This window comes from Streptomyces sp. NBC_01306 (genome assembly GCF_026340465.1).
Classification (GTDB): domain Bacteria; phylum Actinomycetota; class Actinomycetes; order Streptomycetales; family Streptomycetaceae; genus Streptomyces.
Genome location: NZ_JAPEPC010000001.1, coordinates 1,367,501 through 1,392,083, shown reverse-complemented (window position 1 = coordinate 1,392,083; position 24,583 = coordinate 1,367,501). Strand labels below are relative to the sequence as shown.

The window sequence follows — 24,583 nt, the reverse complement described above, 5'->3', positions numbered from 1 at the left end:
ACACGGGTTCGGGCGAGGAGCGGTCTCAGTGCAGCGCTGGCGTGGCTTGGAGGACATTCCCCAGGACTGGGGACGCAGCGTCGTCACCATCGGCTCCTACGACGGGGTGCACCGCGGCCATCAGCTGATCATCGGGCGGGCCGTGCGGCGCGCGCGTGAGCTGGGCGTTCCCTCGGTGGTCGTCACCTTCGACCCGCACCCCAGCGAGGTCGTACGCCCCGGCAGCCACCCGCCGCTGCTCGCGCCGCACCACCGCCGCGCCGAACTGATGGCGGAGCTGGGCGTGGACGCGCAGCTGATCCTCCCCTTCACCAGCGAGTTCTCGAAGCTGTCGCCCGCCGACTTCATCGTGAAGGTCCTGGTCGACAAGTTGCATGCGCGCGCCGTCATCGAGGGCCCCAACTTCCGCTTCGGCCACAAGGCGGCCGGAAACGTCGGTTTCCTCGCCGAGCTGGGCGCGACGTACGACTACGAGGTCGACATCATCGACCTCTCGGTGAGCGGGGAGGCGGGCGGCGGCGAGCCGTTCTCGTCCACCCTGACCCGCCGCCTGGTCGCCGAGGGCGACATGACGGGCGCGGCCGAGATCCTTGGCCGCCCGCACCGCGTCGAGGGCGTGGTGGTCCGTGGCGCGCAGCGCGGCCGCGAGCTGGGCTTCCCCACGGCGAACGTCGAGACGCTGCCGCACACCGCGGTCCCGGTGGACGGGGTGTACGCGGGGTGGCTGACCGCGGACGGCGAACGGATGCCCGCGGCGATCTCGGTGGGCAGCAACCCCCAGTTCGACGGCAGCGAGCGCACCGTCGAGGCGTACGCCATCGACCGCGTCGGCCTCGACCTGTACGGGATGCACGTCGCCGTCGACTTCCTCGCCTATGTGCGCGGCATGGAGAAGTTCGACTCGATCGACGCCCTGCTCGTGGCGATGGCGGACGATGTGAAGCGCTGCCGGACGCTGATCGAGGCGTACGAGTCGCACTGACGGCGGCGCCCCGGCCGGGGCGCGCGCTCAGCGCTCCGCCGCCACCAGCACATCCCCGGCCGTCGTCCGGCAGTAGAGCACCGACCGCCCGGCCCGCCGCCTGAACACCAGACCGGCGTCCAGCAGGACCTTGAGATGGCGGCCCACCGATCCCAGGGCCTGGCCCGAGAGCGCGACCAGCTGCGTGGTGCTCTTGGGGGTGTCGAGCAGCAGCAGAACACCCGCCCGGCCACTGCCCAGCAGCCTGCCGAGGGCATCAGCGGGCGCAGCCGTCGGCGCGGGCTCCGACAGCTGTCCCGTACAGGGGTAGACGGCGGAGAAGCGGTGCGGCCTCTCCCACGAGACCCAGCCGCTGCGCCCGCTCGCCGGCACGAACAGCAGCTGCGCGCCCGAGAGCTCCTGCGGCTCATAGGCACCGTGGTTGACCCGCAGCCGCCCCTCGCCCAGCCAGCGCATCCCCGGCCGGATGTCGTCGAGCGCCGCCGCCCAGCCGCCCTTGGTGAGCAGCCGGGTGCGCGCCAGGATGTCCGCCTCGAAGAGGCGTCGCCGCCGGGGCCAGTACGGCAGCACGGTCTCCGTCCACACCCACTCCAGCAGGTCGGCCGCGCGGTCCGGCAGATCGTCCCGGTGCAGGGCGGCGGGCAGCCGGCCGCCCGCCCCGAAGGCCAGGTCGTGGCGGGCCTCGGCCGGCGGGGTGGCGCGGACCCCGGCCAGCTCGCAGTGGAAGTCCGACTCGTCATCGGACGGGGGCGTGGGCGACAGGAAGTCGGCGATCCAGTGCGGCCGCAGACCCGTCCGTACCAGCAGCCGGGTCACCGGGTCGGCGTCCAGCAACTCCCGGTAGGCGGGCCGGTGCACGGCCAGCCAGGACTGCTCACCGGGGTGCCCGGTCTGCCCGGACTCCAGCATCACCAGACAGGCGAAAGCCTCGCTGAACTGCGAGATCACAAACCGGCTGCGCGCCAGCGTGTCCGCGTCGATGACCCACAGCCCCATGTTTCGCCCCCCGGCGAAACATTAACCTCCGCCCCTGGCACCCGGTCAGAATCCGGCGCATGCGCACCTACCGACAGCTCTTCGGAGTACCGGAGTTCACGCCCCTCTTCGTCTCCGTCTCGCTTCTGGGCGTGGGGTCGACCGTCAGCGGCATCGCACTGGCCTCGCTGGTCTACTCCGCCACCCACTCACCGCTGTTCGCCGCGCTGAGCATGTTCGGCGGCTCCTTCGCCCAGGCCCTCGGCGCGGTGGCGCTGCTCTCCGCCGCCGACCGGCTGCCGCCCCGGGCCGCCGAGACCGTCCTCGCGGCGATCACCGGCGCGGGCGCCGCCGTCCTCGCGCTCCCGGGACTGCCGCTCCGGGCCGCCTTCGCGGTGCTGTTCGGCCTCGGCCTTGCGGGCTCGGTGGGCGGCGGAGTGCGGTACGGCCTGCTGGCCGAGATCCTCCCCAAGGAGGCGTACGTCCTGGGGCGTTCGGCGCTGAACATGGTGGCCGGGGTCACGCAGATCGCCGGGTTCGCGGTCGGCGGTGTGCTCGTCGCCGCACTGTCCCCGCGTGGCGCGCTCCTCGTCGCCGCCGCTCTCGCCCTGTCCGCCGCGGCCGTCGCGCTCGGCGGCCTCAGCAGCCGGCCGGCCCGGTCGGCGGGCCGCCCATCGGTCCGGGAGACCTGGCGCGTCAACCGGCTGATCTGGTCGTCCGCGCCGCGCCGGTACGTCTACCTCGCGCTCTGGGTGCCCAACGGCCTGATCGTGGGCTGCGAGTCGGTCTTCGTGCCGTACGCGCCCGGGCACGCGGGGCTGCTGCTGGCGGCCGCCGCGTCCGGGATGCTGGCCGGGGACGTGGCCGTCGGCCGGTTCGTGCCGCCCCGATGGCGGCCCCGGCTCGCCACCCCGCTGCTGCTCCTGCTCGCTGCGCCCTATCTGCTGTTCGCCCTCCGGCCGGGGCCGCCGCTCGCGGTGTCCGCCATCGTGCTCGCCTCGGCCGGATACGCGGCGAGCCTGGTCCTGATGGAGCGTCTGGTGGAGCTGACGCCGGACGACATCCAGGGCCAGTCGCTCGGTCTGCACACCTCGGGGATGCTCACACTCCAGGGCGTGGGCGCCGCCCTGGCCGGCGCAGTGGCCCAGCACACCTCCGCCGCGACGGCCATGGCGGTGATGGCCGCGGCGTCCGTCGCCGTAACACTGGCCCTGACACCGGGGCTGCGGACGCGGGCACCGGCGACCGCGGTGCCAGTTCCCTGACTCGTCACCTGTCGGCGTGCGGGCACGTCCGCGCCGGATGCGGCCGGGTCGCGGGCGGTGCCGGCCGGGTCGGGGTCTGCTGCAACACCTCCGCACCCTGCCGTGCTCACCTCGGCGGCACGCCGGAATTACCGCCCCGGCGACACCGCCTCAGGAGGCCGGAACCGGCCCCGCGGTCTTCGACGCCGCGGCCCAGTGGCACGCCACCGCGTCCGCCCCGCCGCCCGCCAGCACCGGAAGGTCCTTCGTACGGCAGGCGTCGGCGACCCCCGCACGCTCCGCCTCGCCCGAGGCGAGGATGTGGCAGCGGGCGTGGAACCGGCACCCGGACGGCACCCTGGACGGGTCCGGCGGCTCACCGCTGAGGACCACCGGATCGGTCGGGGCGTCCGGCATCACCGACAGCAGCGCCTGGGTGTACGGGTGTTGGGGCGCCGTGAGGATCCGGTCGACGTCACCCATCTCCACGATCCGGCCGAGATACATCACCGCGACCCGGTCGGCGATATTCCACGCGAGCCCCAGATCGTGGGTGACGACCAGGGCCGAGAGACCCAGCTCGTCCCGCAGCCGCAGCAGCAGGGCGAGGATCTCACCGCGCACCGACGCGTCCAGGGACGCCACCGGCTCGTCCGCCACGATCAGTTCGGGATCGAGCACCAGCGCCCCCGCGATCACCACCCGCTGGCGCTGGCCGCCCGACAGCTCGTGCGGATACTTCAGGAAGAACCGCTCGGGGGGCCGCAGCCCCGCCCGGGACAGCGCCTCGGACACCTTGGACCGCTCGTCGCCCGTGAACCCGTGGATCCGCAGGCCCTCGGCCACCGCCTCGTACACGGTGTGCCGGGGGTTGAGTGAACCGCTCGGGTCCTGGAGCACCAGCTGGACGCGCTTGCGGTACGCCTTGAGGGCGCGGGCGGAGAGGTCCAGCGGCTCGCCGGCGAAGCTGACCTCACCGGACGTCGGCCGTACGAGTCCGAGCAGCGTGCGGGCGAGCGTCGTCTTGCCGCACCCCGACTCTCCGACCAGGGCCACGATCTCGCCGGGCCCGATATGGAGGTCCACCCCGTCGACGGCGCGCGCCGGGGAGGCTCCGCGCCTGCCGGGGAAGGCGACCTCCAGCGCGGTGGTGCTGAGCAGGGGAGGGGTGGTCATGAGGTGCTCCTTGCTTCCTCTGCGCCGGGCTCCGCGATCGTGCCGCCGACCGGCCCGGCGACCGCGCCGTCACCCGGCTCCGCGACCGCGCCGACGCCCGGCTTCACGAGCAGACAGGCCGCCTGCCGCCCCGGCCCGGCGTCCCGCAGCTCCTGCTCGCTGGTCGCGCACTCGTCCAGGGCCACCGGGCAGCGCGGATGGAACGTACAGCCCGACGGCAGCGCGGCCGGGTCCGGCGGGTCACCCGGCAGTCCGCGCGGGGCACGCCGGGACGCGGGATCGCCGATGCGCGGGAAGGACCCGGACAGCGCGGTGCCGTACGGGTGCGCCGCAGCGGTGAACACCTGCTGCGCCGGTCCCTCCTCGACCACCCGGCCCGCGTACATCACGGCCAGCCGGTCGCAGGTGTCGGCGAGCACCGCCAGATCGTGGCTGATCATCAGCAGGCTGATGTCCTGGTCCGTGACCAACTGCTCGATCAGCCGCAGGATCTGGGCCTGGATCATCACGTCCAGCGCGGTGGTCGGCTCGTCGGCGACGATCACCTGCGGGCCGCACGCCAGCGCCATAGCGATCATCACGCGCTGCCGCTGCCCGCCGGAGAGCTCGTGCGGATAGGCATCGGCCCGCGCCGCGGGCAGCCCGACCTGCTCCAGCAGCTCACGGGCGCGCCCGTGAGCTGCGGCCGGGGTCGCCTGGTGGTGTACGAGCAGCGGCTCCGCGATCTGGTCGCCGATCCGGTGCACCGCGTTGAGGGAGTGCATCGCGCCCTGGAAGACGATGGAGGCGCCTGCCCAGCGGACGGCCCGCAGCCGCCCCCACTTCATGGTGAGGACGTCCTCGCCGTCGAGCAGGATCTCGCCGCTCAGCGTCGCCGACGCGGGCAGCAGCCGCAGCAGCGCCAGCGCCAGAGTCGACTTCCCGCACCCCGACTCCCCGGCGATCCCGAGCTTCTGCCCGGCCCCGACGGTCAGGTCCACCCCGCGCACGGCGGGCACGGCGGCCGGCCCTGACCCGTAGGTCACGTGCAGGTCCTTGATTTCGAGGAGGCTCAACGTCCCACCCCCAGCTTCGGGTTGAGCACGGCCTCCACGGCGCGGCCGCAGAGGGTGAAGGAGAGCGCCACCAGTGCGATGGCGATACCGGGGGGCGCCAGATACCAGAAGTGCCCCGAGGACACCGCGCCCGCCTCGCGGGCGTCCTGCAGCATGCCGCCCCAGGAGATCACCGTCGGGTCGCCGAGTCCGAGGAAGGCCAGGGTCGCCTCGGTGAGGATGGCGGCCGAGATGCCCAGAGTGGTCTGCGCGAGCACCAGCGGGGTGACGTTGGGCAGCACGTGCCGGGTCATCACATGGCGGTGGCCGCCGCCGAGCGCCCTGGCCCGTTCGATGTACGGACGGGACTCCACGGCGATGGTCTGCGCCCGCACGAGCCGCGCCGTGGTCGGCCATGAGGTGACGCCGATCGCCAGGATCACCGTCCAGACCGAGTGGTCGAGCACGGTCGCCAGCACGATGGCCAGCACCAGCGTCGGCATCACCAGGAACCAGTCGGTGATCCGCATCAGTACCGTCGCGAACCAGCCGCCGAAGTGGCCCGCGATGATCCCGACCAGGGTGCCGATGGCCACCGAGAGAGCGGCGGCCAGCAGCCCCACGGTGAGCGAGATCCGGGCGCCCCAGACCAGCAGGGCGAGCACGGACCGCCCGAACTGGTCGGTGCCGAGGGGGAACCTCCCGCTCGGATCCTCCAGCGCCGTGCCGGGCGCCTTCGTCACACTCTGCACGTCGCTGCCGACCAGCAGGGGCGCGGCCAGCGCGATGGCCGCGATGAGGACGAGACCGGCCAGCCCGAAGACTCCGGCCCGGTGGGTGCGGTACTGCTGCCAGAAGCGGGCCAGGGAGTCGCGCTGCCTGGCCCGGGCGAGCGAGCCCGCCGTCGGTTGTGCGGTCGTCATCGGCCCACCCTGGGATCGAGCAGCGGATAGAGCAGATCGGCGAGCAGGTTCATCACGATCATCGCGCCCGCGAAGACCACGAACAGCCCCTGCACCAGCGGCAGATCGGGCACGCTCAGCGCCGAGTAGAAGAGACCGCCGATACCGGGCCAGGAGAACACCGTCTCGACCAGGATCGAACCGGCCGCCACATGCCCGAAGTTGATGAAGACCATGGTCATGGTCGGCAGCATGGCGTTGGGCACCGCGTGCCGGCGGCGCACGAGAACGTCGCGCAGCCCCTTGGCCCGCGCCGTCGTCAGATAGTCGCTGCCCATCTCGTCCAGCAGCGAGGAGCGCATCACCAGGAGGGTCTGCGCGTAACCGACCGCGACGAGGGTGATGACCGGCAGCACCATGTGATGCGCCACATCGGTGACGTACGCGAAGCCCGACAGACCGCCGGACTCCATGCCGCCGGTCGGGAACATCCCCGGGATCGGGCCGATACCCACCGAGAACACGATGATCAGCAGCAGCCCGAGCCAGAAGGCGGGCACCGACCACAGAGTCAGCGCCACCCCGGTCGAGAGCCTGTCGCCGAGCCCGCCGTGCCCCCACGCGGAGCGGGTGCCGAGCCAGAGGCCGAGCGCGGAGTAGATCACCACGGCGACGCCGGTGAGCAGCAGTGTCGCGGGCAGTTTCTGCGCGATCAGCTGACCGACGGGGGCGTGGAACTGGTACGAGGTACCCAGATCGCCGCTGAGCGCCTTGGTGCAGTACTGGGTGAACTGGTGCCAGACCGGCAGATCGAGCCCCAGCTGCTTGCGGAGGGCGAGCAGCTGCTGATGGGTGACCGGACGGCCGTGCGTCATCGTACGGACGGGGTCGCCCGGGATGATCCGGAACAGGAAGAAGCTGGTGACCAGGACAGCGAACAGCGAGACGGCCGCGCCGCCCAGCTTGCCCGCGACGTACAGCAGATACGCGGTCGCGTTACGGGTGCGGGGGCCGGACGGCCCGGTCTTGACCTGGACCGGGCCGTCGGCCGCACCCTCCGCGAGCGGAGTGGTGCTAGCAGCGCTCATGGGTTATTCACGGTCTTCCGCGGTGGAACGGCGGCGCAGGGCGACGAAGCCTCCGAGCCCGATGACGATGACTGCTGCCACGATGCCGATGATGAGCCCCGTCGAGGAACCCGACGACTTCGAGGCGCTGTGGTCGGCGGGGACCGCCGACCACCAGCTCCAGTAGCCGTCCTGGCCCCAGATGTTGCCCGCTGCCTGGGGCATCGTGTCGATGGACTTGATCTGGTCGGTACGGTACGCCTCGACCGCGTTCGGATAGGCCATGACATTCATGTACCCGGTGTCGTACAGCCGTGACTCCATCTGCTTCACCAGATCGGCGCGCTTGGCCGGGTTGTACTCGGCGGCCTGCTTGGCGTAGAGGGTGTCGAACTTCTTGTCGCAGATGAAGTTGTCGGTGGAACCGGTGTCCTTGGGCGTGTCGGGCAGCGCCGCACAGGTGTGGATGGAGAGGACGTAGTCCGGGTCGGGATTGACCGAGTACCCGTCGAAGGCCAGGTCGTACTGGCCGGCCAGCCAGGGGTCGGAGACGTTGTCGAGACAGCTCATCTGCAGCCCGATGCCCAGCTTGCCCCACCACTCCTTCATGTACTGGCCGATGGCCTTGTCATTCGGGTCGGTGGCGTGGCAGAGCAGCCGGAAGCTCAGCGGCTTGCCGTTCTTGCCGACGCGTTTTCCGTCGCTGTTCTTCTTGTAGCCCGCCTGGTCCAGCAGGGCTGCGGCCTTGGCCGGGTCGTAGGCGACCTGCTGGCTCGCGGACGGCTTCCAGAAGTAGCCGGCGAAGCGCGGCGGGATGTAGCCGGCGCCCTGGACGGCATGGCCCTGGAAGACCTTGTCGATGATGGTCTTGGTGTCGGTCGCGGCGAACAGCGCCCGGCGGACCCGGGGGTCGAGCAGCGCCGGGTTGCCGTTGCCGATCTTCTGGCCGTTCTTGGCCTTGGCGCCCGGGTTGGTGGCGAGCGCGTAGAAGCGGCGGCCGGGGGCGTCGTTGACCTTGATGTTCTTCTCGGTCTTCAGGGCTGCGGCCTGAGCAGGTGTGAGGTCCTGGACGAAGGAGACCTCGCCCTTCTCCAGGGCGGCGACGGCGGCGTCGTTGTCCTTGTAGTACTTGAAGTCCAGCTCGTCGAACTTGGGGGCGCCACGCCAGAACGTCTTGTTCGGCTTGAACTTCAGATACTGGTCGACCTTGTAGTCGGTGAGGATGAAGGGGCCGTTGCCGACGACCGGGAACTGCTTGTCGTTGTTGAACTTCGAGAAGTCCCCGACCTTCTCCCAGACGTGCTTCGGCACGATCGGCACGTCGAGCGCGGTCATCGTGGCCTGCGGCTTCTTCAGCTGCACGACCAGCGTCTGCGGATCGGGGGCCGTGACCTTCTTGAAGTTCGCGGTGAAGCTGCCGTTGGCGGTGGCGGCCGCGCCGTCGGTCATCATCTTGTTGAACGTCCAGGCCGCGTCGTCGGCGGTGGCCTGCTGCCCGTCGGACCACTTGGAGTTCTTACGGATGGTGAAGGTCCACGTCAGCTTGTCGGCCGACGGCTTCCACGCGGTGGCGAGGCCCGGGACGGTGTGGCCGTCCTTGACGTCGTAGTTGGTCAGGTAGTCGTACATCAGGCGCAGCGCGGTGGTGGACACCAGACGCGTGGCGAGGAACGGACTCATCGAGTCGACGCTCTGATTGACGGCGACGGTGAGGACCTTCTTGCCACCGGAGCCGGAGCCGGAGCCGGAGCCGGAGCCGGAGCCGGAGCCTGAGTCGGCGTCAGCGGCGGAGGTGGACTTGGCTGTTGCGGCGTGTGCCTGCTGGGGAGCAGGATTCAGCGGGGTCGCGGCGGCGGCCACCAGGGCGAAGGCGGTCGCACCGGTGGCCAGAAGCAGACGGGAACGGGATCGGTGCCGGATTGTGCCGGTCGGAACTCTTCTGTCCATGGGCGTTGACCTCGCGTCAGGGTGAATCATGGAGTCGCCAGCTGGTGAAGCGAAGGTTTATCAGCGCTGGTTTAGACATGTCAACGGTCGTCAAGACCGTGCCTGGTCTGCACAAATGTCTGAAGGCCCACACCGTTCGCACGGTGTGGGCCTTCAGTGGTCTATACCCTTATCGCCTTACTGCTGAGGGGCCGGCGGTGCCTGCGGGGGCTGCTGCTGAGGCCACCCGGCGGGCGGCACGGGCCCCTGCAACTCCGGCTGACCTGCCTGACCTGCTTGACCGGGCCGGCCGGGCTGATCCGAGGGGCCCTGCTGCTGCGGCTGGGGGAGCGGCTGTCCCGGCTGCTGCTGCCACGGCTGCCCCTGCGCGGGAGGCTGCACCGGCTGTCCGGGATGCCCCTGTCCCTGCTGGCCCGGCCCCTGCCGGCCGGGCTGCACCGGCTGCTGCTGCCAGCCCTGCTGCTGCGGCGGATAGGGCTGTTGCGGGGGCTGGCCCTGCGGGGGCTGCTGACCTCCGTAGGGCTGTTGCGGCCCTTGCGGTCCCTGAGGTGCCTGCGGGCCCTGGGGCGGATAGGGCTGCTGCTGGCCGGGCATCGGCGGGGCCATGTGCGGAGGGGGTGCCTGGCCGCTGCCGGTCCACAACCCCTGTGCCTGCTGGGCGCGTTGGAAGTCCTCGGCGACCAGGGCGGAGAGGTTGAAGTACGCCTCACGGGTCTTCGGCCGCATCATGTCCAGGTCGACCTCGGCACCCGCCGACAGATGCTCGTCGAACGGCACTACGACGACCGCACGGCAGCGGGTCTCGAAGTGCTGCACGATGTCATCGACCTTGATCATCTTTCCGGTCTCGCGGACCCCGGAGATCACTGTGAGGGACCGCGCGACCAGCTCCGAATAGCCGTGCGCCGAGAGCCAGTCGAGCGTGGTGCTCGCGCTGGACGCGCCGTCGACGGACGGGGTGGAGACGATGATCAACTGGTCGGCGAGGTCGAGTACGCCCCGCATCGCGCTGTAGAGCAGACCCGTACCGGAGTCGGTCAGGATGACCGGGTACTGCTTGCCCAGGACGTCGATGGCCCGGCGGTAGTCCTCGTCGTTGAACGTGGTGGAGACGGCGGGGTCCACGTCGTTGGCGATGATCTCCAGCCCGGAGGGCGCCTGCGAGGTGAACCGGCGGATGTCCATGTACGAGTTGAGGTACGGGATCGCCTGGACCAGGTCGCGGATGGTGGCCCCGGTCTCACGCCGCACCCGCCTGCCGAGCGTTCCCGCGTCCGGGTTGGCGTCGATCGCCAGGATCTTGTCCTGCCGTTCGGTCGCGAGCGTGGCGCCCAGCGCGGTCGTCGTGGTGGTCTTTCCGACACCGCCCTTGAGGCTGATGACGGCGATCCGGTAGCAGGAGAGGACCGGCGTCCGGATGAGTTCGAGCTTGCGCTGCCGCTCGGCCTCCTCCTTCTTGCCGCCGATCTTGAAGCGCGAGGCACCGGCCGGGCCGCTGCGACTGCTCTTCGTCTTCTGCTTGTTGCGGATCAGCCGGTCGGACGACAGCTCGACGGCCGCCGTGTACCCCAGCGGCGCACCGGGAACGGAACGCTCCCGCTGATCATGGGCAACGGGCTGCGGCCAGCCGGCTCCGGTACGGGGGTCGACGGGGGCGCCGGGCTGCTGCTGTGCCTGCTGGGGGTCCTGGGCCTGCGGGTTCTGCTGCGCGGGCAGGTTCGGGGCAGGGGCACCGGGCTGCGGGAAGCCGTAGCCGGATTCGGGGTGCTGCTGCGGTGGCTGTTGTGCCTGGGGTGCCTGTGGCTGCTGCGGTGCGGGGAGATGGGGAGTCGGCTGCGGGAACCCGTAACCGGCCTGTCCCTGCGGCGCCTGCTGCGGGAACCCATAGCCGCTGTGCGGTGGCTGAGTGGCCTGGGGGTTCTGAGGTGCCTGCGGCGGCAGAGGCTGCTGCGCGGACTCCGCAGGCCGGGGCTGCTGCGGGAACCCGTAACCGGGCTGGTGCTGCTGCGGTGCGGGCAGGTTGGGGGCCGGCTGCGGGAATCCGTAACCGGCCTGTCCCTGCGGAGCCTGAGCCGGGGGAGGCGTGCCCGGCGTCTGCTGCTGTGGCTGCTGTACCTGCTGGGGGGCAGGCTCGGCGGGCCGCGGGAAGCCGTAACCACCCTGCTCGCCGGCCGGCTCGGCGCTCTGCGCGGGCCAGGACGGCTGGGCCGGGGGAGCCGCCGGACCGACCGCGGGCGGCGGACCCGGCTGCTGCTGGGGCGGCCCGGGGTACGGCTGTGACTGTTCGGCGCTCGGCGTGCTGACCGGCCACTGCGGAGCGGGCGGCGGCGCGGCGGGCTGGAACGCGGGCGGCAGCGGCGGCAGTTCACTCTGCGGCGACGCGGAAGGCGCGGGCGCCCAGGGCTGGGCGGGCGCCGCCGGAGGCGCGTCCTGCGGCTCCGGGGCGTCCGGAACGTGCGGCGGCACCGCGTCCGCGACCGCGTCGGTGGGCACGGGCACGGCATCGGCGGGCTCTCCAACGGATCCGGCCGCCGGTCCGGACTCCGCGCCGGACTCTGCTCCGAAGTCACTCCGGCTGTCAGTGCCGCGCGGAGCACCGGGCATGCCGAACGAGGCGGCGAGATCCGCGAACGCGTCGGACCGGTAGGGACCGGAGGCCCCACCGGACGTTCCGGCCGTCGGAGCGGGGGCGGGCGGGGTGCTCTTCTGCTCGGGGGCCGGAGGGGCCTCGGGCCGCTCCCGCGCGGCCTTCGCGGCCGCTTCGAGCTTCTCGAACTCACGCTTCAGCGCGGCGGGGGAGAACTTCATGGTGTCCGCGCTCCGCACCTCACCCCCACCGAACGACTCGGCTGCCTTCTCGGGCACAGCCTTCGGGGGCTGTTCCGCTGCTACCGGTTCCGGTTCCTGGTCATGAACGACCGGTGCGACGGGCTCGGACGCGGGCTCAGGCTCATCTCCGGCCTCGGACGCGGAATCACCGAATGGCTTCGGGCCGGATTCCGCATCGGCGTCGTCCGCCGGCTCACCTTCGGAAGCCAGAACCGACACTGGCTCGGACTCCGACTCCTGAACCTGCTCCGCCCCGTACTCCGGCTCCTGTTCGGGCTCGGACACCGGGTCGGCTCCGGGCACCGAGCCGGCACCCAGCTCCGCCGGACGTCCGGCTCCCGTCTCCGGCTCGTCCTTCTCCGCGGCGGCCGGCGTCGGGCCCCAGTTCGGCTGGAACCCTCCCGTCAGCGGCAGCCCCGGCACAGCGGCAGGCCCACCGACCGGACCGGTGGGCTGCACCGGAGGCACCTGAGACACCGGAGGCACCTGAGACACCGGAGGCGTCTGAGGCACCGGCGGAGCGGGCGGCGGGGGAGTGGGGGCCGGAGCGGGCGCGGGCGGCGGAGTGGCCGGTGCCGGCTCCTTGGCCTGAGCGTCCGAAGCGTTCTGCGTGTACCAGGCGGGAGGGGTGTAGTCGATGGTGAACTCACCCGTCTCGGCGGGATCCGCGTCGGACTGATCGTCGACGGGTGTGTTCGGTCCCCCGCGAATCTCGTCCCGATCGCTGTTCACAATGCCTCCCGCTGGTGTGCTCTAGCACCCTCGTGCCGTAGTGGATGGGGGGCGACCGTTGTCGTCCGATCCGCCTGGCTCTCCCCGTGAGGACGCGAACACCCCGCTTGCGGGTTCTGGCCCGTGCCCCCGTCCCAGCCTAATCACCATTCGTACCGGGACGGCATGACGGAGTGCACCGTCGGGCGTGACCTTTCCGTCAAGGGGCGCCCGAATCAGGCCCTGTTACGCCACAAGGCAGCGGCGATAACGGAAAGAAGGCGCCAAAATCCACCCAAAATCGATCTGCCGCAGTCGCCCCGACGCCCCTCGCCTACTCCGCGGCGGCGCTCGTGGTCCCGCCGTTGTGCGGTGCGGGCTCCAGGTCGAATTCGCCGTCGCGGGCGCCCAGCACGAAGGCGCGCCATTCCGCTTCCGTGTACCGCAGCACTGTTCCGTGGTCGATGGACGACCTCATGGCCACGGCCCCGTCCGGCAGGTACGCGATCTCGACCCGCTCCTCGTGCTCCGAGGTGCCGGGTGCGCCCTGCCACTCGACACCGGAGATGTCGAGGGCGTAGAGCTCTTCCTTCTCGCGTTCCTTGCGGTCCTTGTCGTGTGCGTCAGCCATGGCTGCCCGGTCCCTTCACCACGTACGAACAAGCTGTTCGCTCACCCTACTTGGCGGGACCGGTCCCGCTCATGGGTTCCGGGTGACGTGGATCCGGGATGGTAAAGGGTGCTGGGCGATCACCGGCTGAGCAGCGTGATCGCCGTATATGTGCCGCTCACCGCACCGACTGCCATCACTGTCACCGACACACAGCGCCGCTTCAACTGCTCATAGCGCGCCGTGTACTCGCCGCGCAGTTCGGCCGCCCGGTCGGAGATCCGTACGAGCACGGCCCGGGAGACGGCCACCCGGTCGGCCGTGTAGACGCGTTCCACATCGTCCCGCTGGGCGGTGGTCAGCCAGGGCAACTGGCCCGCGAAGCGGGCCGCCTGCCGTCGGGCCTCCTCCAGCTCCGCGCTCCACAGCAGGTACCCCTCGATCCGCACGAGACCGCGCGCGGTGTCCTCGTCGGTTGCCACGCCTTCTCCTCGCCGTCGCTTCCGCTTCTCTTCTTCTCTTCCGCTCTTCTCCGCCGGGCTACTCGTCTCCGGCGCCCGTGGCTGACGAGGGGGAGGAGGCCGCCGCGTGCCCCGCAGCTTCGAGAGCGTTGATCGCGGGGTAGTGGAGGTCGAACGCCGGGCCCTCGGAGCGGATCCTCGGGAGGGTCGTGAAGTTGTGCCGGGGCGGCGGGCAGGACGTCGCCCATTCGAGCGAACGGCCGTAGCCCCACGGGTCGTCGACCATGACCGGCTTGCCGTACTTGGCCGTCTTCCAGACGTTGTAGAAGAACGGCAGCAGCGAAAGCCCCAGCAGGAAGGAGCTGATGCTCGAAATGGTGTTCAGCGTGGTGAAGCCGTCAGCGGCGAGGTAGTCCGCGTAACGCCGGGGCATACCCTCGGCGCCCAGCCAGTGCTGTACCAGGAACGTGCCGTGGAAGCCCACGAACAGCGTCCAGAAGTTGATCTTGCCGAGCCGCTCGTCCAGCATCTTGCCGGTGAACTTCGGCCACCAGAAATAGAAGCCGGCGAACATCGCGAAGACCACGGTCCCGAACACCACGTAATGGAAGTGCGCGACCACGAAGTACGAGTCGGACACGTGGAAGTCCATCGGGGGCGAAGCCAGGATGACACCGGTCAGACCACCGAAGAGGAACGTGACCAGGAAGCCGATGGACCAGAGCATCGGTGTCTCGAAGGACAACGACCCCTTCCACATCGTGCCGATCCAGTTGAAGAACTTCACACCGGTCGGCACCGCGATCAGGAAGGTCATGAAGGAGAAGAACGGCAGGAGCACACCGCCGGTGACGAACATGTGGTGGGCCCACACCGTCACCGAGAGCCCGGCGATGGAGATCGTGGCCCCGACCAGGCCGATGTAACCGAAGACCGGCTTGCGGGAGAACACCGGAATGATCTCGGTGACGATCCCGAAGAACGGCAACGCGATGATGTACACCTCCGGATGCCCGAAGAACCAGAAGAGGTGCTGCCACAGCAGGGCCCCGCCATTGGCCGCGTCGAAGACATGGGCGCCGAACTTCCGGTCCGCCTCCAGCACGAGCAGCGCGGCGGCCAGTACGGGGAAGGCCAGCAGCACGAGCACGGCGGTCAGCAGCGCGTTCCACACGAAGATCGGCATACGGAACATCGTCATGCCGGGTGCGCGCATACAGATGATCGTGGTGATGAAGTTGACCGAACCGAGGATCGTGCCGAAGCCCTGGAAGGCCAGCCCCATGATCCACAGATCCGCGCCGACCCCGGGGGAGTGGACCGTGCTGGTCAGTGGCGAGTACGCGAACCAGCCGAAGTCGGCCGCCCCGTCCGGGGTGAGGAAGCCGCCCATCACGATCAGTGCGCCCAGCAGATACAGCCAGTAGGCGAAGAGGTTCAGCCGGGGGAACGCCACATCGGGCGCCCCGATCTGCAACGGCATGATCCAGTTGGTGAAGCCGATGAACAGCGGCGTCGCGAACATCAGCAGCATGATCGTGCCGTGCATCGTGAACGCCTGGTTGAACTGCTCGTTCGACACGATCTGCGTACCGGGCCGCGCCAGCTCGGCACGCATCAGGAGCGCCATCACGCCGCCGATGCAGAAGAAGGCGAACGATGTGGCCAGATACATCGTGCCGATCGTCTTGTGATCGGTCGTGGTCGCCCAGCTGACGATGATGCTTCCGGGACGCCTGCGGCGTACCGGTACCTCGCTGTCGTAATCGTCATCGGACGTGGGTGAATCCTCGGTGGCCCTCGTCGTCACTGCGGTGCTCCTGCTGCTGTGGTCGCGCCCTGACGGGCTGGACAGCACAGGAGCATGGCGCAGCTCACGCCGAAGGGTTCTGAGGCGGTGTGGCGTGGCGCGCGGCTTGAGCCGTTCGGGTCTACGGACGGGGCCCGGGGGCCGGGCCGGCCGACTCGGAAAGGCTGATACGCTGTGTGACGGCCGTCTGTGTACGCGCCTCCGGATGACCTGGAGGCTGCGCCCAGCGGATCCCCGCCTCCCGAGTTACGGAAGCTCCCCAGAGTATTCGACCTGGGGCACTCGGTGGCCTGAAGACTCACGAGGAGTACGCGTGTCGCTCGACGCCGCTACGAAGAAGCAGATCATGACCGAGTTCGGCCAGAAGGAAGGCGACACCGGTTCCCCCGAGGTTCAGGTCGCCATGCTCTCGCGCCGCATCTCGGACCTGACTGAGCACCTCAAGATGCACAAGCACGACCACCACTCCCGCCGGGGTCTGCTGATCCTGGTCGGCCAGCGTCGCCGCCTTCTCCAGTACCTGGCCAAGAAGGACATCCAGCGCTTCCGTGCGCTGGTCGACCGCCTCGGCATCCGCCGTGGTGCGGCCGGCGGCGCCAAGTAAGAACGTTGTGCGAGGGAGCGGGCCCCATTTCCTGGGGACCGCTCCCTTTGCCGTACGTGCGGCCGCTGTACGTGCGGAACCCGGACCTGGCTCAGTAACCTGGGTGTGCACGGCAGTACCGAGTACGTAGAACCGCAGTACCGAATGCTGCAGTACCGAACGAGGGGAAGCGCCCTCCAGCCGCCGCCGGTCCTCGGTAGTGGCCCCCGGGAACATCACCCGGGTGCTTCGATCGAAGACCGGCCCCGCAACCATGGAGCGCTTCTCCGCCCCGTTCCCCGCCACACGGGCTGGGGGACGAAAGACGACGAGTATGGAGAAAACGCTAGTGGAGAACGAGACCCACTACGCCGAGGCCGTTATTGACAACGGAACCTTCGGCACCCGCACCATCCGCTTCGAGACGGGCCGCCTGGCCAAGCAGGCCGCCGGCTCCGCCGTGGCGTACCTGGACGACGACACCATGGTGCTGTCGGCCACCAGCGCTTCCAAGAAGCCCAAGGACCAGCTCGACTTCTTCCCCCTCACGGTGGACGTCGAGGAGCGGCAGTACGCGGCCGGCAAGATCCCCGGCTCCTTCTTCCGCCGCGAGGGCCGCCCCTCCGAGGACGCGATCCTCACCTGCCGCCTGATCGACCGGCCGCTGCGCCCCTCCTTCAAGAAGGGCCTGCGCAACGAGATCCAGATCGTCGAGACGATCATGGCGCTCAACCCCGACCACCTGTACGACGTGGTCGCGATCAACGCCGCCTCCTGCTCCACGATGCTGGCCGGCCTGCCCTTCTCCGGCCCGATCGGCGGCACCCGCGTCGCTCTGATCAAGGGCCAGTGGGTCGCCTTCCCGACGCACACCGAGCTTGAGGACGCCGTCTTCGACATGGTCGTCGCGGGCCGCGTGCTCGATGACGGCGACGTCGCGATCATGATGGTCGAGGCCGAGGCCACCGAGAAGACCATCCAGCTCGTCAAGGACGGCGCCGAGGCTCCGACCGAAGAGGTCGTCGCCGCCGGTCTCGAAGCCGCGAAGCCCTTCATCAAGGCGCTCTGCAAGGCCCAGTCCGACCTCGCCGCCAAGGCCGCCAAGCCCACCGGCGAGTTCCCGGTCTTCCTCGACTACCAGGACGACGTCCTGGAGGCGCTCACCGCCGCGGTCAGGACCGAGCTCGCCAAGGCGCTCACCATCGCCGGCAAGCAGGAGCGCGAGGCCGAGCTGGACCGCGTCAAGGAGATCGCCGTCGAGAAGCTGCTCCCGAAGTTCGAGGGCCGCGAGAAGGAGATCTCCGGCGCGTACCGCGCGCTGACCAAGTCCGTCGTGCGTGAGCGCGTCATCAAGGACAAGGTCCGCATCGACGGCCGCGGCGTCACGGACATCCGTACGCTCGCCGCCGAGGTCGAGGCCATCCCGCGCGTGCACGGCTCGGCGCTCTTCGAGCGTGGCGAGACCCAGATCCTGGGCGTCACCACCCTCAACATGCTCCGCATGGAGCAGCAGCTGGACACCCTCTCCCCGGTGACCCGCAAGCGCTACATGCACAACTACAACTTCCCGCCGTACTCCGTCGGTGAGACCGGCCGCGTGGGCTCGCCCAAGCGCCGCGAGATCGGCCACGGAGCGCTCGCCGAGCGCGCCATCGTGCCGGTGCTGCCGACGCGCGAGGAGTTCCCGTACGCGATCCGCCAGGTCTCCGAGGCGCTGGGCTCCAACGGCTCGACGTCCATGGGCTCGGTCTGCGCCTCCACCATGTCCCTGCTGAACGCCGGTGTGCCCCTCAAGGCCGCCGTCGCCGGTATCGCCATGGGCCTCATCTCGCAGGAGATCGACGGCAAGACGCACTACGTCGCCCTCACCGACATCCTCGGTGCGGAGGACGCCTACGGCGACATGGACTTCAAGGTCGCCGGCACGAAGCAGTTCGTGACCGCGCTCCAGCTCGACACCAAGCTCGACGGCATCCCCGCCTCGGTCCTGGCCGCCGCGCTGAAGCAGGCCCGTGACGCACGCCTCCACATCCTCGACGTGATGAACGAGGCCATCGACGTCCCGGACGAGATGTCCCCGAACGCCCCGCGGATCATCACCGTCAAGATCCCGGTGGACAAGATCGGTGAGGTCATCGGCCCCAAGGGCAAGATGATCAACCAGATCCAGGAGGACACCGGCGCCGACATCACGATCGAGGACGACGGCACCATCTACATCGGTGCCCAGCAGGGTTCGCAGGCCGAGGCCGCGCGCACCACGATCAACTCGATCGCCAACCCGACCATGCCGGAGGTCGGCGAGCGTTACCTGGGCACGGTCGTCAAGACCACGACCTTCGGTGCGTTCGTGTCGCTCATGCCGGGCAAGGACGGCCTGCTGCACATCTCGCAGATCCGCAAGCTCGCCGGTGGCAAGCGCGTGGAGAACGTCGAGGACGTGCTCGCGGTCGGCTCCAAGGTCCAGGTCGAGATCGGCGAGATCGACTCCCGCGGCAAGCTCTCCCTCGTCCCCGTCATCGAGGGCGAAGAAGACGAGAAGAAGGACGACGCCGACAAGTGACGTCCCGTAGTTCCGTGACGACGGCCCGCACCTCATCGGAGGCGCGGGCCGTCGCCCGTACCCAGAGCCACCTCACGGACGAGAACGGCAGCAGTGCATTCAAGGACGGAAACGTGAGCAACGCCGGAGCACCCAGCGACACGGTCCGCAGGACCGTCCTCCCCGGCGGTCTGCGCATCGTCACCGAGACCGTCCCCTCAGTGCGCTCGGCGACATTCGGGATCTGGGCGAACGTCGGATCCCGGGACGAGACGCCGTCCCTCAACGGAGCCACCCACTACCTGGAACACCTCCTCTTCAAGGGCACCGAGAAGCGCAGCGCCCTCGACATCTCCGCCACGATCGACGCGGTCGGCGGCGAGATGAACGCCTTCACGGCGAAGGAGTACACCTGCTACTACGCCCGGGTCCTGGACAGTGATCTGCCGCTGGCCATAGACGTCGTCTGCGACATGCTGACCGGTTCGCTGATCACCGCCGAGGACGTCGAGGCCGAGCGCGGCGTCATCCTCGAAGAGATCGCGATGACCGAGGACGACCCCGGCGACGTCGTCCACGACCTCTTCGCACAGACGATGTTCGGCGACACCCCGCTCGGCCGCCCGGTCCTCGGCACCGTCGACACCGTCAACGGGCTCAGCCGCAGCCAGATCGCCCGCTTCTACAAGAAGCACTACGACCCGACGCACCTCGTCGTCGCCGCCGCCGGCAACATCGACCACGACACGGTGGTACGCCAGGTCAGCGAGGCGTTCGAGCGCGCGGGCGCGCTGTCCCGTACCGACGCCGTACCGGTGGACCCGCGCTCCGGCTCCCGCATCCTGCGCTCCGCGGGCGGCGTCGACCTGCTGAACCGCAAGACCGAGCAGGCGCACATCGTCCTCGGGATGCCGGGCCTGGCCAGGACCGACGACCGGCGGTGGGCGCTCGGCGTCCTCAACACCGCGCTCGGCGGCGGCATGAGCTCCCGCCTCTTCCAGGAGGTACGGGAGAAGCGCGGCCTCGCCTACAGCGTGTACTCGTACACCTCGGGCTTCGCCGACTGCGGTCTCTTCGGCATCTACGCCGGCTGCCGCCCCAACCAGGTCCACGACGTCCTGAAGATCTGCCGGGACGAGCTCGACCGGGCCGCGAACGAAGGGGTGACCGACGAGGAGATCCGCCGCGCGGTCGGCCAGCTCGCCGGTTCCACGGTGCTCGGCATGGAGGACACCGGGGCGCTGATGAACCGCATAGGCAAGAGCGAACTGTGCTGGGGCACCCAGATGTCGGTCGACGAGATGCTGGAGCGGATCACCGCGGTCACCCCGGATGAAGTCCGCGCGGTCGCCCACGACATATTGGGACAGCGCCCCTCGCTGTCGGTGATCGGGCCGCTGAAGGACAAGCAGGCGGACCGCCTCCACGAAGCGGTCTCCTGAGCCGAACCGTCTGTGAAACGCGTCAGCCATGACGTGTGAAACGCGAGCGATGAAGGAAGAGCAAGCATGAGCAGCAAGCTGCGCGTCGCGGTCCTCGGCGCCCGGGGCCGTATCGGCTCCGAAGCCGCACGGGCCGTCGACGCCGCCGACGACCTGGAACTGGTCGCCGCCCTCGACCGCGACGACGAGCTCGACGCGCTCACCGTGTCCGGTGCCCAGGTGGCCATCGACCTGACGCATCCCGACTCGGTGATGAGCAATCTGGAATTCTGCGTACGCAACGGAATCCACGGCGTCGTCGGCACCACGGGCTGGACCGACGACCGCGTCGCGCAGCTCCGCTCCTGGCTCGACGCCTCCCCGGAGACGGGCGTCCTCATCGCCCCGAACTTCTCCATCGGTGCCGTGCTCACCATGACGTTCGCCCAGGCGGCAGCGCGCTTCTTCGAGTCCGTCGAAGTGATCGAGCTGCACCACCCGAACAAGGCGGACGCCCCGTCGGGCACCGCGCAGCGCACCGCTCAGCTCATCGCGGCCGCCCGGGAGATGGCCGGCTGCGCCCCGCAGCCGGACGCCACGAGCACCGCACTGGACGGTGCCCGTGGCGCCGATGTCGACGGCGTCCCGGTGCACTCCGTACGGCTGCGCGGCCTCCTGGCCCACCAGGAGGTGCTCCTGGGCGGTGAGGGCGAGACCCTCACCATCCGGCACGACTCCCTGCACCACAGCAGCTTCATGCCGGGCATCCTGCTCGGCACGCGCCGCGTGGTCACCACCCCCGGCCTCACCTTCGGCCTGGAACACTTCCTCGATCTGAGCTGACCCGATGCGCGCAAAGATCACCTACCTCGTCACGGCCGCCGTCCTGGTCTTCTACTTCGTCCTGGTCGGCAGCCGGGGCGTGCTGCTCATCGAGAACGGCACGCTGCTCACGGTCACCTTCGGCGTGGCCGTGCTGATCCTGCCGCTGATCGGCATCTGGTTCCTGTGGAAGAACACCCAGTTCGTCCGGCGGGCCAACCGGCTCGCCGCCGAACTGGACGCCGAAGGCGGCCTGCCCGTCGACGAGTTGGTGCGTACGCCCAGCGGCCGGATCGACCGCGACTCGGCCGACCAGGTCTTCGTCCGCCGCAAGGAGGAGACCGAGGACAGCCCGGACGACTGGCGCTGCTGGTTCCGTCTCGCGGTCGCCTACCAGGATGCCAGGGACACCCCGCGCGCCCGCAAGGCCATGCAGCGTGCCATTGCCCTGCATGCGGGCAGGCCCGTCAGTATCTGACGGGCCTGCGTGATCTGACGGGCCTGCGTGTCGCCGGGGGCATCCGCCCGGCCGGGCTGCTGATCCCGGCGACCCGCTCAGCCGAGCCGGTACTCCGCACCCCAGGCCTCGACCGTGTCCGCCGCGCGGTCGAAGGCCTCGTGGCGTGCCAGGAAGTCGGCACTGTGGTCGGTGAGCAGCGGCGGCAGCTGCTCACCGCTGCGCTGTACGAGCAGGAGCGCCTCGCCCTGCACCGTGCGCGGCAGCCCGAGCCAGCGGACCGGCTGCTGCACCGTGCGTACGGCCGCGGTACGGCCCCACGGCACGGTGACCGTCTTGAAGAAGCCCACCCGCCGCACTCCGTGCCTGCTCACCCAGGTGCCCATCCGCAGCAGCCGCAGGGCGCAGGCCACGACCACGAGGCCGAGGGCGAGGGTGACGCCCGCACCCGACACCGCGCCGGCGAAAGCGATGATCATCGCCGCCAGCAGGATGAACGAGGCGAGCAGCAGCAACACGGCCGCCGCCCCGACCCGCCAGGGTCCTGGGCGGTAGGGGCGGCGCCACTGGTCGTGGTCGTCGAACGGCAACGCGATGTCGTCGGCATTCTCGGCGGCTGCGTCAAACGCGCGGTCGGCCGTCAGGAAAGGCAGGGGCACGACTGATCCTCACTCACAAGCACGCTCGATTGGCTGTGCCCGGTGAGGCTACCGATGAGATCATCGCCCGACCACCCCAGGGGTCCGGACGAGTCAGTGGTCGTGGGCTGCTTCGGACTGATGTGTCTGTGCGGGCGTCTGATCGGCTGCCAGAGCAGGCAGACCGAACAGCAGCGAGCCCGCGATCCCTGCGACGACGGTGAGGCCGACGAGCGCACGGCCTGCGAGCTGGGATGCGGTGGGGCGTTGACGGGGCGGCGGTTCGATGTTGCTACGGAAGCGGTCTGCGTCAGCGACGAATGCGAACGGGACGGCCTCTCGCCGGCGGAACATAGGGGCACTTCTCCTTGGATCACGAGACTTTCGGTTCCACTCTGGTTCCACTGATTCAGACGTCCAAAGCAGCCGATCGGTGCCCGATTTCCACGAATGGGCAGAACTTTTCTGCTGACGGTTCGTCCGGTCCTGGTTGTCGGTGCCGCGCCGTAGAGTGGGCGCCGCCCGAGCGATGCAACTGGAAGGACCCGCCGGTGAGTGACACTCCCACCTCAGACCCCAAGCCGAGCTTCCGCAGCGACGTCACCGTCGAGCTGGTGAAGCACAGCGCGAGCGATTCGGACGTGCTGTGGGCGGCCCGAGTCTCCACGGCGGGTGAGCAGTCGCTCGAAGAGCTCCGGAAGGACCCCGAGCGCTCCAAGGGGCTCATCAACTATCTGATGCGGGACCGGCACGGCAGCCCCTTCGAGCACAACTCGATGACCTTCTTCATCAGCGCCCCGATCTTCGTGTTCCGTGAGTTCATGCGGCACCGCGTCGGCTGGTCGTACAACGAGGAATCCGGCCGCTACAGGGAGCTGGAGTCGGTCTTCTACGTACCGGGCGAGTCCCGCAAGCTGGTCCAGCAGGGCCGTCCCGGCAAGTACGAGTTCGTCGAGGGCACCGCGGCCCAGCAGGAGCTCACCGGTCGCGTCATGGAGGACTCCTACCGGCAGGCCTACGACGCCTACCAGGAGATGCTGGCCGCCGGCGTGGCCCGCGAGGTGGCCAGGGCGGTGCTGCCCGTCGGCCTGTTCTCGTCGATGTACGCGACGTGCAATGCCCGGTCGCTGATGCACTTCCTCGGCCTGCGCACGCAGCACGAGCTGGCGCGGACGCCGTCCTTCCCGCAGCGGGAGATCGAGATGGTCGGGGAGCAGATGGAAGAGCACTGGAACAAGCTCATGCCGCTGACTCATGCGGCCTTCAATGCCAACGGACGGGTCGCCCCGTAGTGCACGGATGTGCGACTGGGCCGCGTGAGGTGTCCGGATTGCACCCTTTGGTGAAGTTCATCTAGGCTGATCAAACGGACCCGGCACTGCTTGAACCCCCGAGCAGGCAGTGCCGGGCTCCGTAGCTCCCGTCCCCCGAGGGGACGCGCCGCACTGAGCAGCGAGTAGCGTGGTACCCATGGCTCCGATCTCCACTCCGCAGACCCCCTTCGGGCGGGTCCTCACCGCCATGGTCACGCCCTTCACGGCGGACGGCGCGCTCGACATCGACGGCGCGCAGCGGCTTGCCACCCATCTGGTGGAAGCAGGCAATGACGGCCTGGTCGTCAACGGCACCACGGGCGAGTCCCCGACCACCAGCGACGCGGAGAAAAACGACCTCGTGCGGGCGGTACGGGAAGCGGTCGGAGACCGTGCTCACGTCATCGCGGGTGTAGGCACCAACGACACCCGGCACAGCCTGGAGCTGGCCCGAGCGGCCGAGACCGCGGGCGCGCACGGCCTGCTCGCCGTGACGCCGTACTACAACAAGCCGCCGCAGGAAGGCCTGCTCCGGCACTTCACCGCCATCGCGGACTCCACCGGGCTGCCCGTCATGCTGTACGACATTCCGGGCCGCAGCGGTGTGCCGATCAACACCGAGACGATCGTCAGGCTGGCAGAGCACCCGCGCATCGTGGCCAACAAGGACGCCAAGGGCGACCTCGGCCGTGCCAGCTGGGCCATCGCGCGCAGCGGCCTGGCCTGGTACTCCGGCGACGACATGCTGAACCTGCCGCTCTTCTCGGTGGGCGCGTGCGGATTCGTCTCCGTCGTCGGCCATCTCGTCACCCCTGAGCTGCGAGCCCTCCTGGAGGCGTACCTCGCGGGCGACGTCCAGAAGGCGACCGAGATCCACCAGCGTCTGCTGCCCGTCTTCACCGGCATGTTCCGGACGCAGGGAGTGATCACGACGAAGGCCGCGCTGGGCCTCCAGGGCCTGCCTGCCGGACCGCTCCGGCTTCCTCTGGTGGAACTTGCCCCTGAGGAAACGGCCCAGCTCAAGATCGATCTTGCCGCCGGCGGGGTAGAACTTTAAAC

Annotated in this window: 21 protein-coding genes; 9 read left to right on the top strand and 12 right to left on the bottom strand. The window is 69.7% G+C overall.

Annotated features, from left to right (window positions below; genetic code table 11):
• Positions 1-28: 28 nt before the first annotated feature.
• The gene (locus OG385_RS05805; RefSeq protein WP_266852414.1) at positions 29-982 is read left to right on the top strand and encodes a bifunctional riboflavin kinase/FAD synthetase; all 954 of its coding nucleotides are present in this window, start codon (positions 29-31) and stop codon (positions 980-982) included.
• A 27-nt stretch (positions 983-1,009) separates the two neighbouring features.
• Here OG385_RS05805 and OG385_RS05800 read toward each other — a convergent pair whose 3' ends face one another.
• A complete protein-coding gene (locus tag OG385_RS05800) occupies positions 1,010-1,978 on the bottom strand; it encodes a helix-turn-helix transcriptional regulator (RefSeq protein ID WP_266852413.1) in 969 nt (322 codons plus the stop codon).
• Positions 1,979-2,037: 59 nt separating this feature from the next.
• Between OG385_RS05800 and OG385_RS05795 the strand changes: the two genes are divergently transcribed.
• Positions 2,038-3,222, top strand: a complete 1,185-nt coding sequence (locus tag OG385_RS05795; protein WP_266852412.1) for an MFS transporter — start codon at positions 2,038-2,040, stop codon at positions 3,220-3,222.
• Between the two features lie 150 nt (positions 3,223-3,372).
• Here the strand turns inward: OG385_RS05795 and OG385_RS05790 are convergent, their stop codons facing one another.
• The 9 genes from OG385_RS05790 to ctaD all read right to left on the bottom strand — a co-directional run bounded on the left by OG385_RS05790 (position 3,373) and on the right by ctaD (position 15,748).
• Positions 3,373-4,377 (bottom strand): ABC transporter ATP-binding protein, encoded by a 1,005-nt coding sequence (locus tag OG385_RS05790; protein WP_266852411.1) that lies wholly within the window; start codon positions 4,375-4,377, stop codon positions 3,373-3,375.
• The gene (locus OG385_RS05785; protein WP_266860657.1) at positions 4,374-5,483 is read right to left on the bottom strand and encodes an ABC transporter ATP-binding protein; all 1,110 of its coding nucleotides are present in this window, start codon (positions 5,481-5,483) and stop codon (positions 4,374-4,376) included. Before OG385_RS05785 ends, OG385_RS05790 begins: the two co-directional genes overlap by 4 nt.
• Positions 5,429-6,334: an ABC transporter permease gene (locus OG385_RS05780; protein ID WP_266852410.1), complete on the bottom strand. Its 906-nt coding sequence runs from the start codon at positions 6,332-6,334 to the stop codon at positions 5,429-5,431. The genes OG385_RS05785 and OG385_RS05780 overlap by 55 nt, the downstream gene beginning before the upstream one ends.
• Complete coding sequence (locus OG385_RS05775; RefSeq protein ID WP_266852409.1) at positions 6,331-7,401, bottom strand: ABC transporter permease; 1,071 nt, start codon at positions 7,399-7,401, stop codon at positions 6,331-6,333. Before OG385_RS05775 ends, OG385_RS05780 begins: the two co-directional genes overlap by 4 nt.
• Positions 7,402-7,404: 3 nt before the next feature.
• Positions 7,405-9,327, bottom strand: a complete 1,923-nt coding sequence (locus OG385_RS05770) for an ABC transporter substrate-binding protein (RefSeq protein WP_266852408.1) — start codon at positions 9,325-9,327, stop codon at positions 7,405-7,407.
• Positions 9,328-9,504: 177 nt separating this feature from the next.
• A complete protein-coding gene (locus OG385_RS05765) occupies positions 9,505-12,888 on the bottom strand; it encodes an SCO5717 family growth-regulating ATPase (protein WP_266852407.1) in 3,384 nt (1,127 codons plus the stop codon).
• 313 nt (positions 12,889-13,201) lie between these two features.
• Positions 13,202-13,498: a DUF397 domain-containing protein gene (locus OG385_RS05760; RefSeq protein WP_266852406.1), complete on the bottom strand. Its 297-nt coding sequence runs from the start codon at positions 13,496-13,498 to the stop codon at positions 13,202-13,204.
• Positions 13,499-13,617: 119 nt separating this feature from the next.
• The gene (locus OG385_RS05755) at positions 13,618-13,959 is read right to left on the bottom strand and encodes a hypothetical protein (protein ID WP_266852405.1); all 342 of its coding nucleotides are present in this window, start codon (positions 13,957-13,959) and stop codon (positions 13,618-13,620) included.
• Positions 13,960-14,017: 58 nt separating this feature from the next.
• A complete protein-coding gene (gene ctaD, locus OG385_RS05750; protein ID WP_266852404.1) occupies positions 14,018-15,748 on the bottom strand; it encodes a cytochrome c oxidase subunit I in 1,731 nt (576 codons plus the stop codon).
• Between the two features lie 313 nt (positions 15,749-16,061).
• Here ctaD and rpsO point away from each other — a divergent pair, with 313 nt between their 5' ends.
• The 5 genes from rpsO to OG385_RS05725 all read left to right on the top strand — a co-directional run bounded on the left by rpsO (position 16,062) and on the right by OG385_RS05725 (position 21,594).
• Positions 16,062-16,352, top strand: coding sequence for a 30S ribosomal protein S15 (gene rpsO, locus OG385_RS05745; protein ID WP_250297433.1), 291 nt, complete (start codon positions 16,062-16,064; stop codon positions 16,350-16,352).
• 328 nt (positions 16,353-16,680) lie between these two features.
• Positions 16,681-18,894, top strand: coding sequence for a polyribonucleotide nucleotidyltransferase (locus OG385_RS05740; protein ID WP_266860655.1), 2,214 nt, complete (start codon positions 16,681-16,683; stop codon positions 18,892-18,894).
• Positions 18,891-20,315 (top strand): pitrilysin family protein, encoded by a 1,425-nt coding sequence (locus OG385_RS05735; protein WP_266852403.1) that lies wholly within the window; start codon positions 18,891-18,893, stop codon positions 20,313-20,315. The genes OG385_RS05740 and OG385_RS05735 overlap by 4 nt, the downstream gene beginning before the upstream one ends.
• 66 nt (positions 20,316-20,381) lie before the next feature.
• The gene (gene dapB / locus OG385_RS05730) at positions 20,382-21,137 is read left to right on the top strand and encodes a 4-hydroxy-tetrahydrodipicolinate reductase (RefSeq protein ID WP_266852402.1); all 756 of its coding nucleotides are present in this window, start codon (positions 20,382-20,384) and stop codon (positions 21,135-21,137) included.
• A 4-nt stretch (positions 21,138-21,141) separates the two neighbouring features.
• The gene (locus tag OG385_RS05725) at positions 21,142-21,594 is read left to right on the top strand and encodes a tetratricopeptide repeat protein (protein WP_266852401.1); all 453 of its coding nucleotides are present in this window, start codon (positions 21,142-21,144) and stop codon (positions 21,592-21,594) included.
• A gap of 77 nt (positions 21,595-21,671) precedes the next feature.
• Here OG385_RS05725 and OG385_RS05720 read toward each other — a convergent pair whose 3' ends face one another.
• A complete protein-coding gene (locus OG385_RS05720; RefSeq protein WP_266852400.1) occupies positions 21,672-22,232 on the bottom strand; it encodes a hypothetical protein in 561 nt (186 codons plus the stop codon).
• Between the two features lie 93 nt (positions 22,233-22,325).
• The gene (locus tag OG385_RS05715; protein ID WP_266852399.1) at positions 22,326-22,565 is read right to left on the bottom strand and encodes a hypothetical protein; all 240 of its coding nucleotides are present in this window, start codon (positions 22,563-22,565) and stop codon (positions 22,326-22,328) included.
• 197 nt (positions 22,566-22,762) lie between these two features.
• On the opposite strand from OG385_RS05715, the gene thyX reads away from it, so the two are divergent.
• Both thyX and dapA read left to right on the top strand, forming a co-directional pair.
• Positions 22,763-23,503 (top strand): FAD-dependent thymidylate synthase, encoded by a 741-nt coding sequence (gene thyX, locus OG385_RS05710; RefSeq protein WP_266852398.1) that lies wholly within the window; start codon positions 22,763-22,765, stop codon positions 23,501-23,503.
• A 178-nt stretch (positions 23,504-23,681) separates the two neighbouring features.
• Entirely contained in the window at positions 23,682-24,581 is a 900-nt protein-coding gene (gene dapA, locus OG385_RS05705; protein ID WP_266852397.1) for a 4-hydroxy-tetrahydrodipicolinate synthase, read from the top strand.
• The last annotated feature ends 2 nt before the right edge of the window (positions 24,582-24,583 follow it).

Bases quoted from the DNA above. Each gene is read 5' to 3' on its own strand.
- OG385_RS05780 (WP_266852410.1), bottom strand. From the start codon at position 6,334: ATGACGACCGCACAACCGACGGCGGGCTCGCTCGCCCGGGCCAGGCAG.
- OG385_RS05760 (WP_266852406.1), bottom strand. From the start codon at position 13,498: ATGGCTGACGCACACGACAAGGACCGCAAGGAACGCGAGAAGGAAGAG.
- OG385_RS05795 (WP_266852412.1), top strand. From the start codon at position 2,038: ATGCGCACCTACCGACAGCTCTTCGGAGTACCGGAGTTCACGCCCCTC.
- dapA (WP_266852397.1), top strand. From the start codon at position 23,682: ATGGCTCCGATCTCCACTCCGCAGACCCCCTTCGGGCGGGTCCTCACC.
- OG385_RS05800 (WP_266852413.1), bottom strand. From the start codon at position 1,978: ATGGGGCTGTGGGTCATCGACGCGGACACGCTGGCGCGCAGCCGGTTT.
- OG385_RS05715 (WP_266852399.1), bottom strand. From the start codon at position 22,565: ATGTTCCGCCGGCGAGAGGCCGTCCCGTTCGCATTCGTCGCTGACGCA.
- OG385_RS05790 (WP_266852411.1), bottom strand. From the start codon at position 4,377: ATGACCACCCCTCCCCTGCTCAGCACCACCGCGCTGGAGGTCGCCTTC.
- OG385_RS05775 (WP_266852409.1), bottom strand. From the start codon at position 7,401: ATGAGCGCTGCTAGCACCACTCCGCTCGCGGAGGGTGCGGCCGACGGC.
- dapB (WP_266852402.1), top strand. From the start codon at position 20,382: ATGAGCAGCAAGCTGCGCGTCGCGGTCCTCGGCGCCCGGGGCCGTATC.
- OG385_RS05725 (WP_266852401.1), top strand. From the start codon at position 21,142: ATGCGCGCAAAGATCACCTACCTCGTCACGGCCGCCGTCCTGGTCTTC.
- OG385_RS05770 (WP_266852408.1), bottom strand. From the start codon at position 9,327: ATGGACAGAAGAGTTCCGACCGGCACAATCCGGCACCGATCCCGTTCC.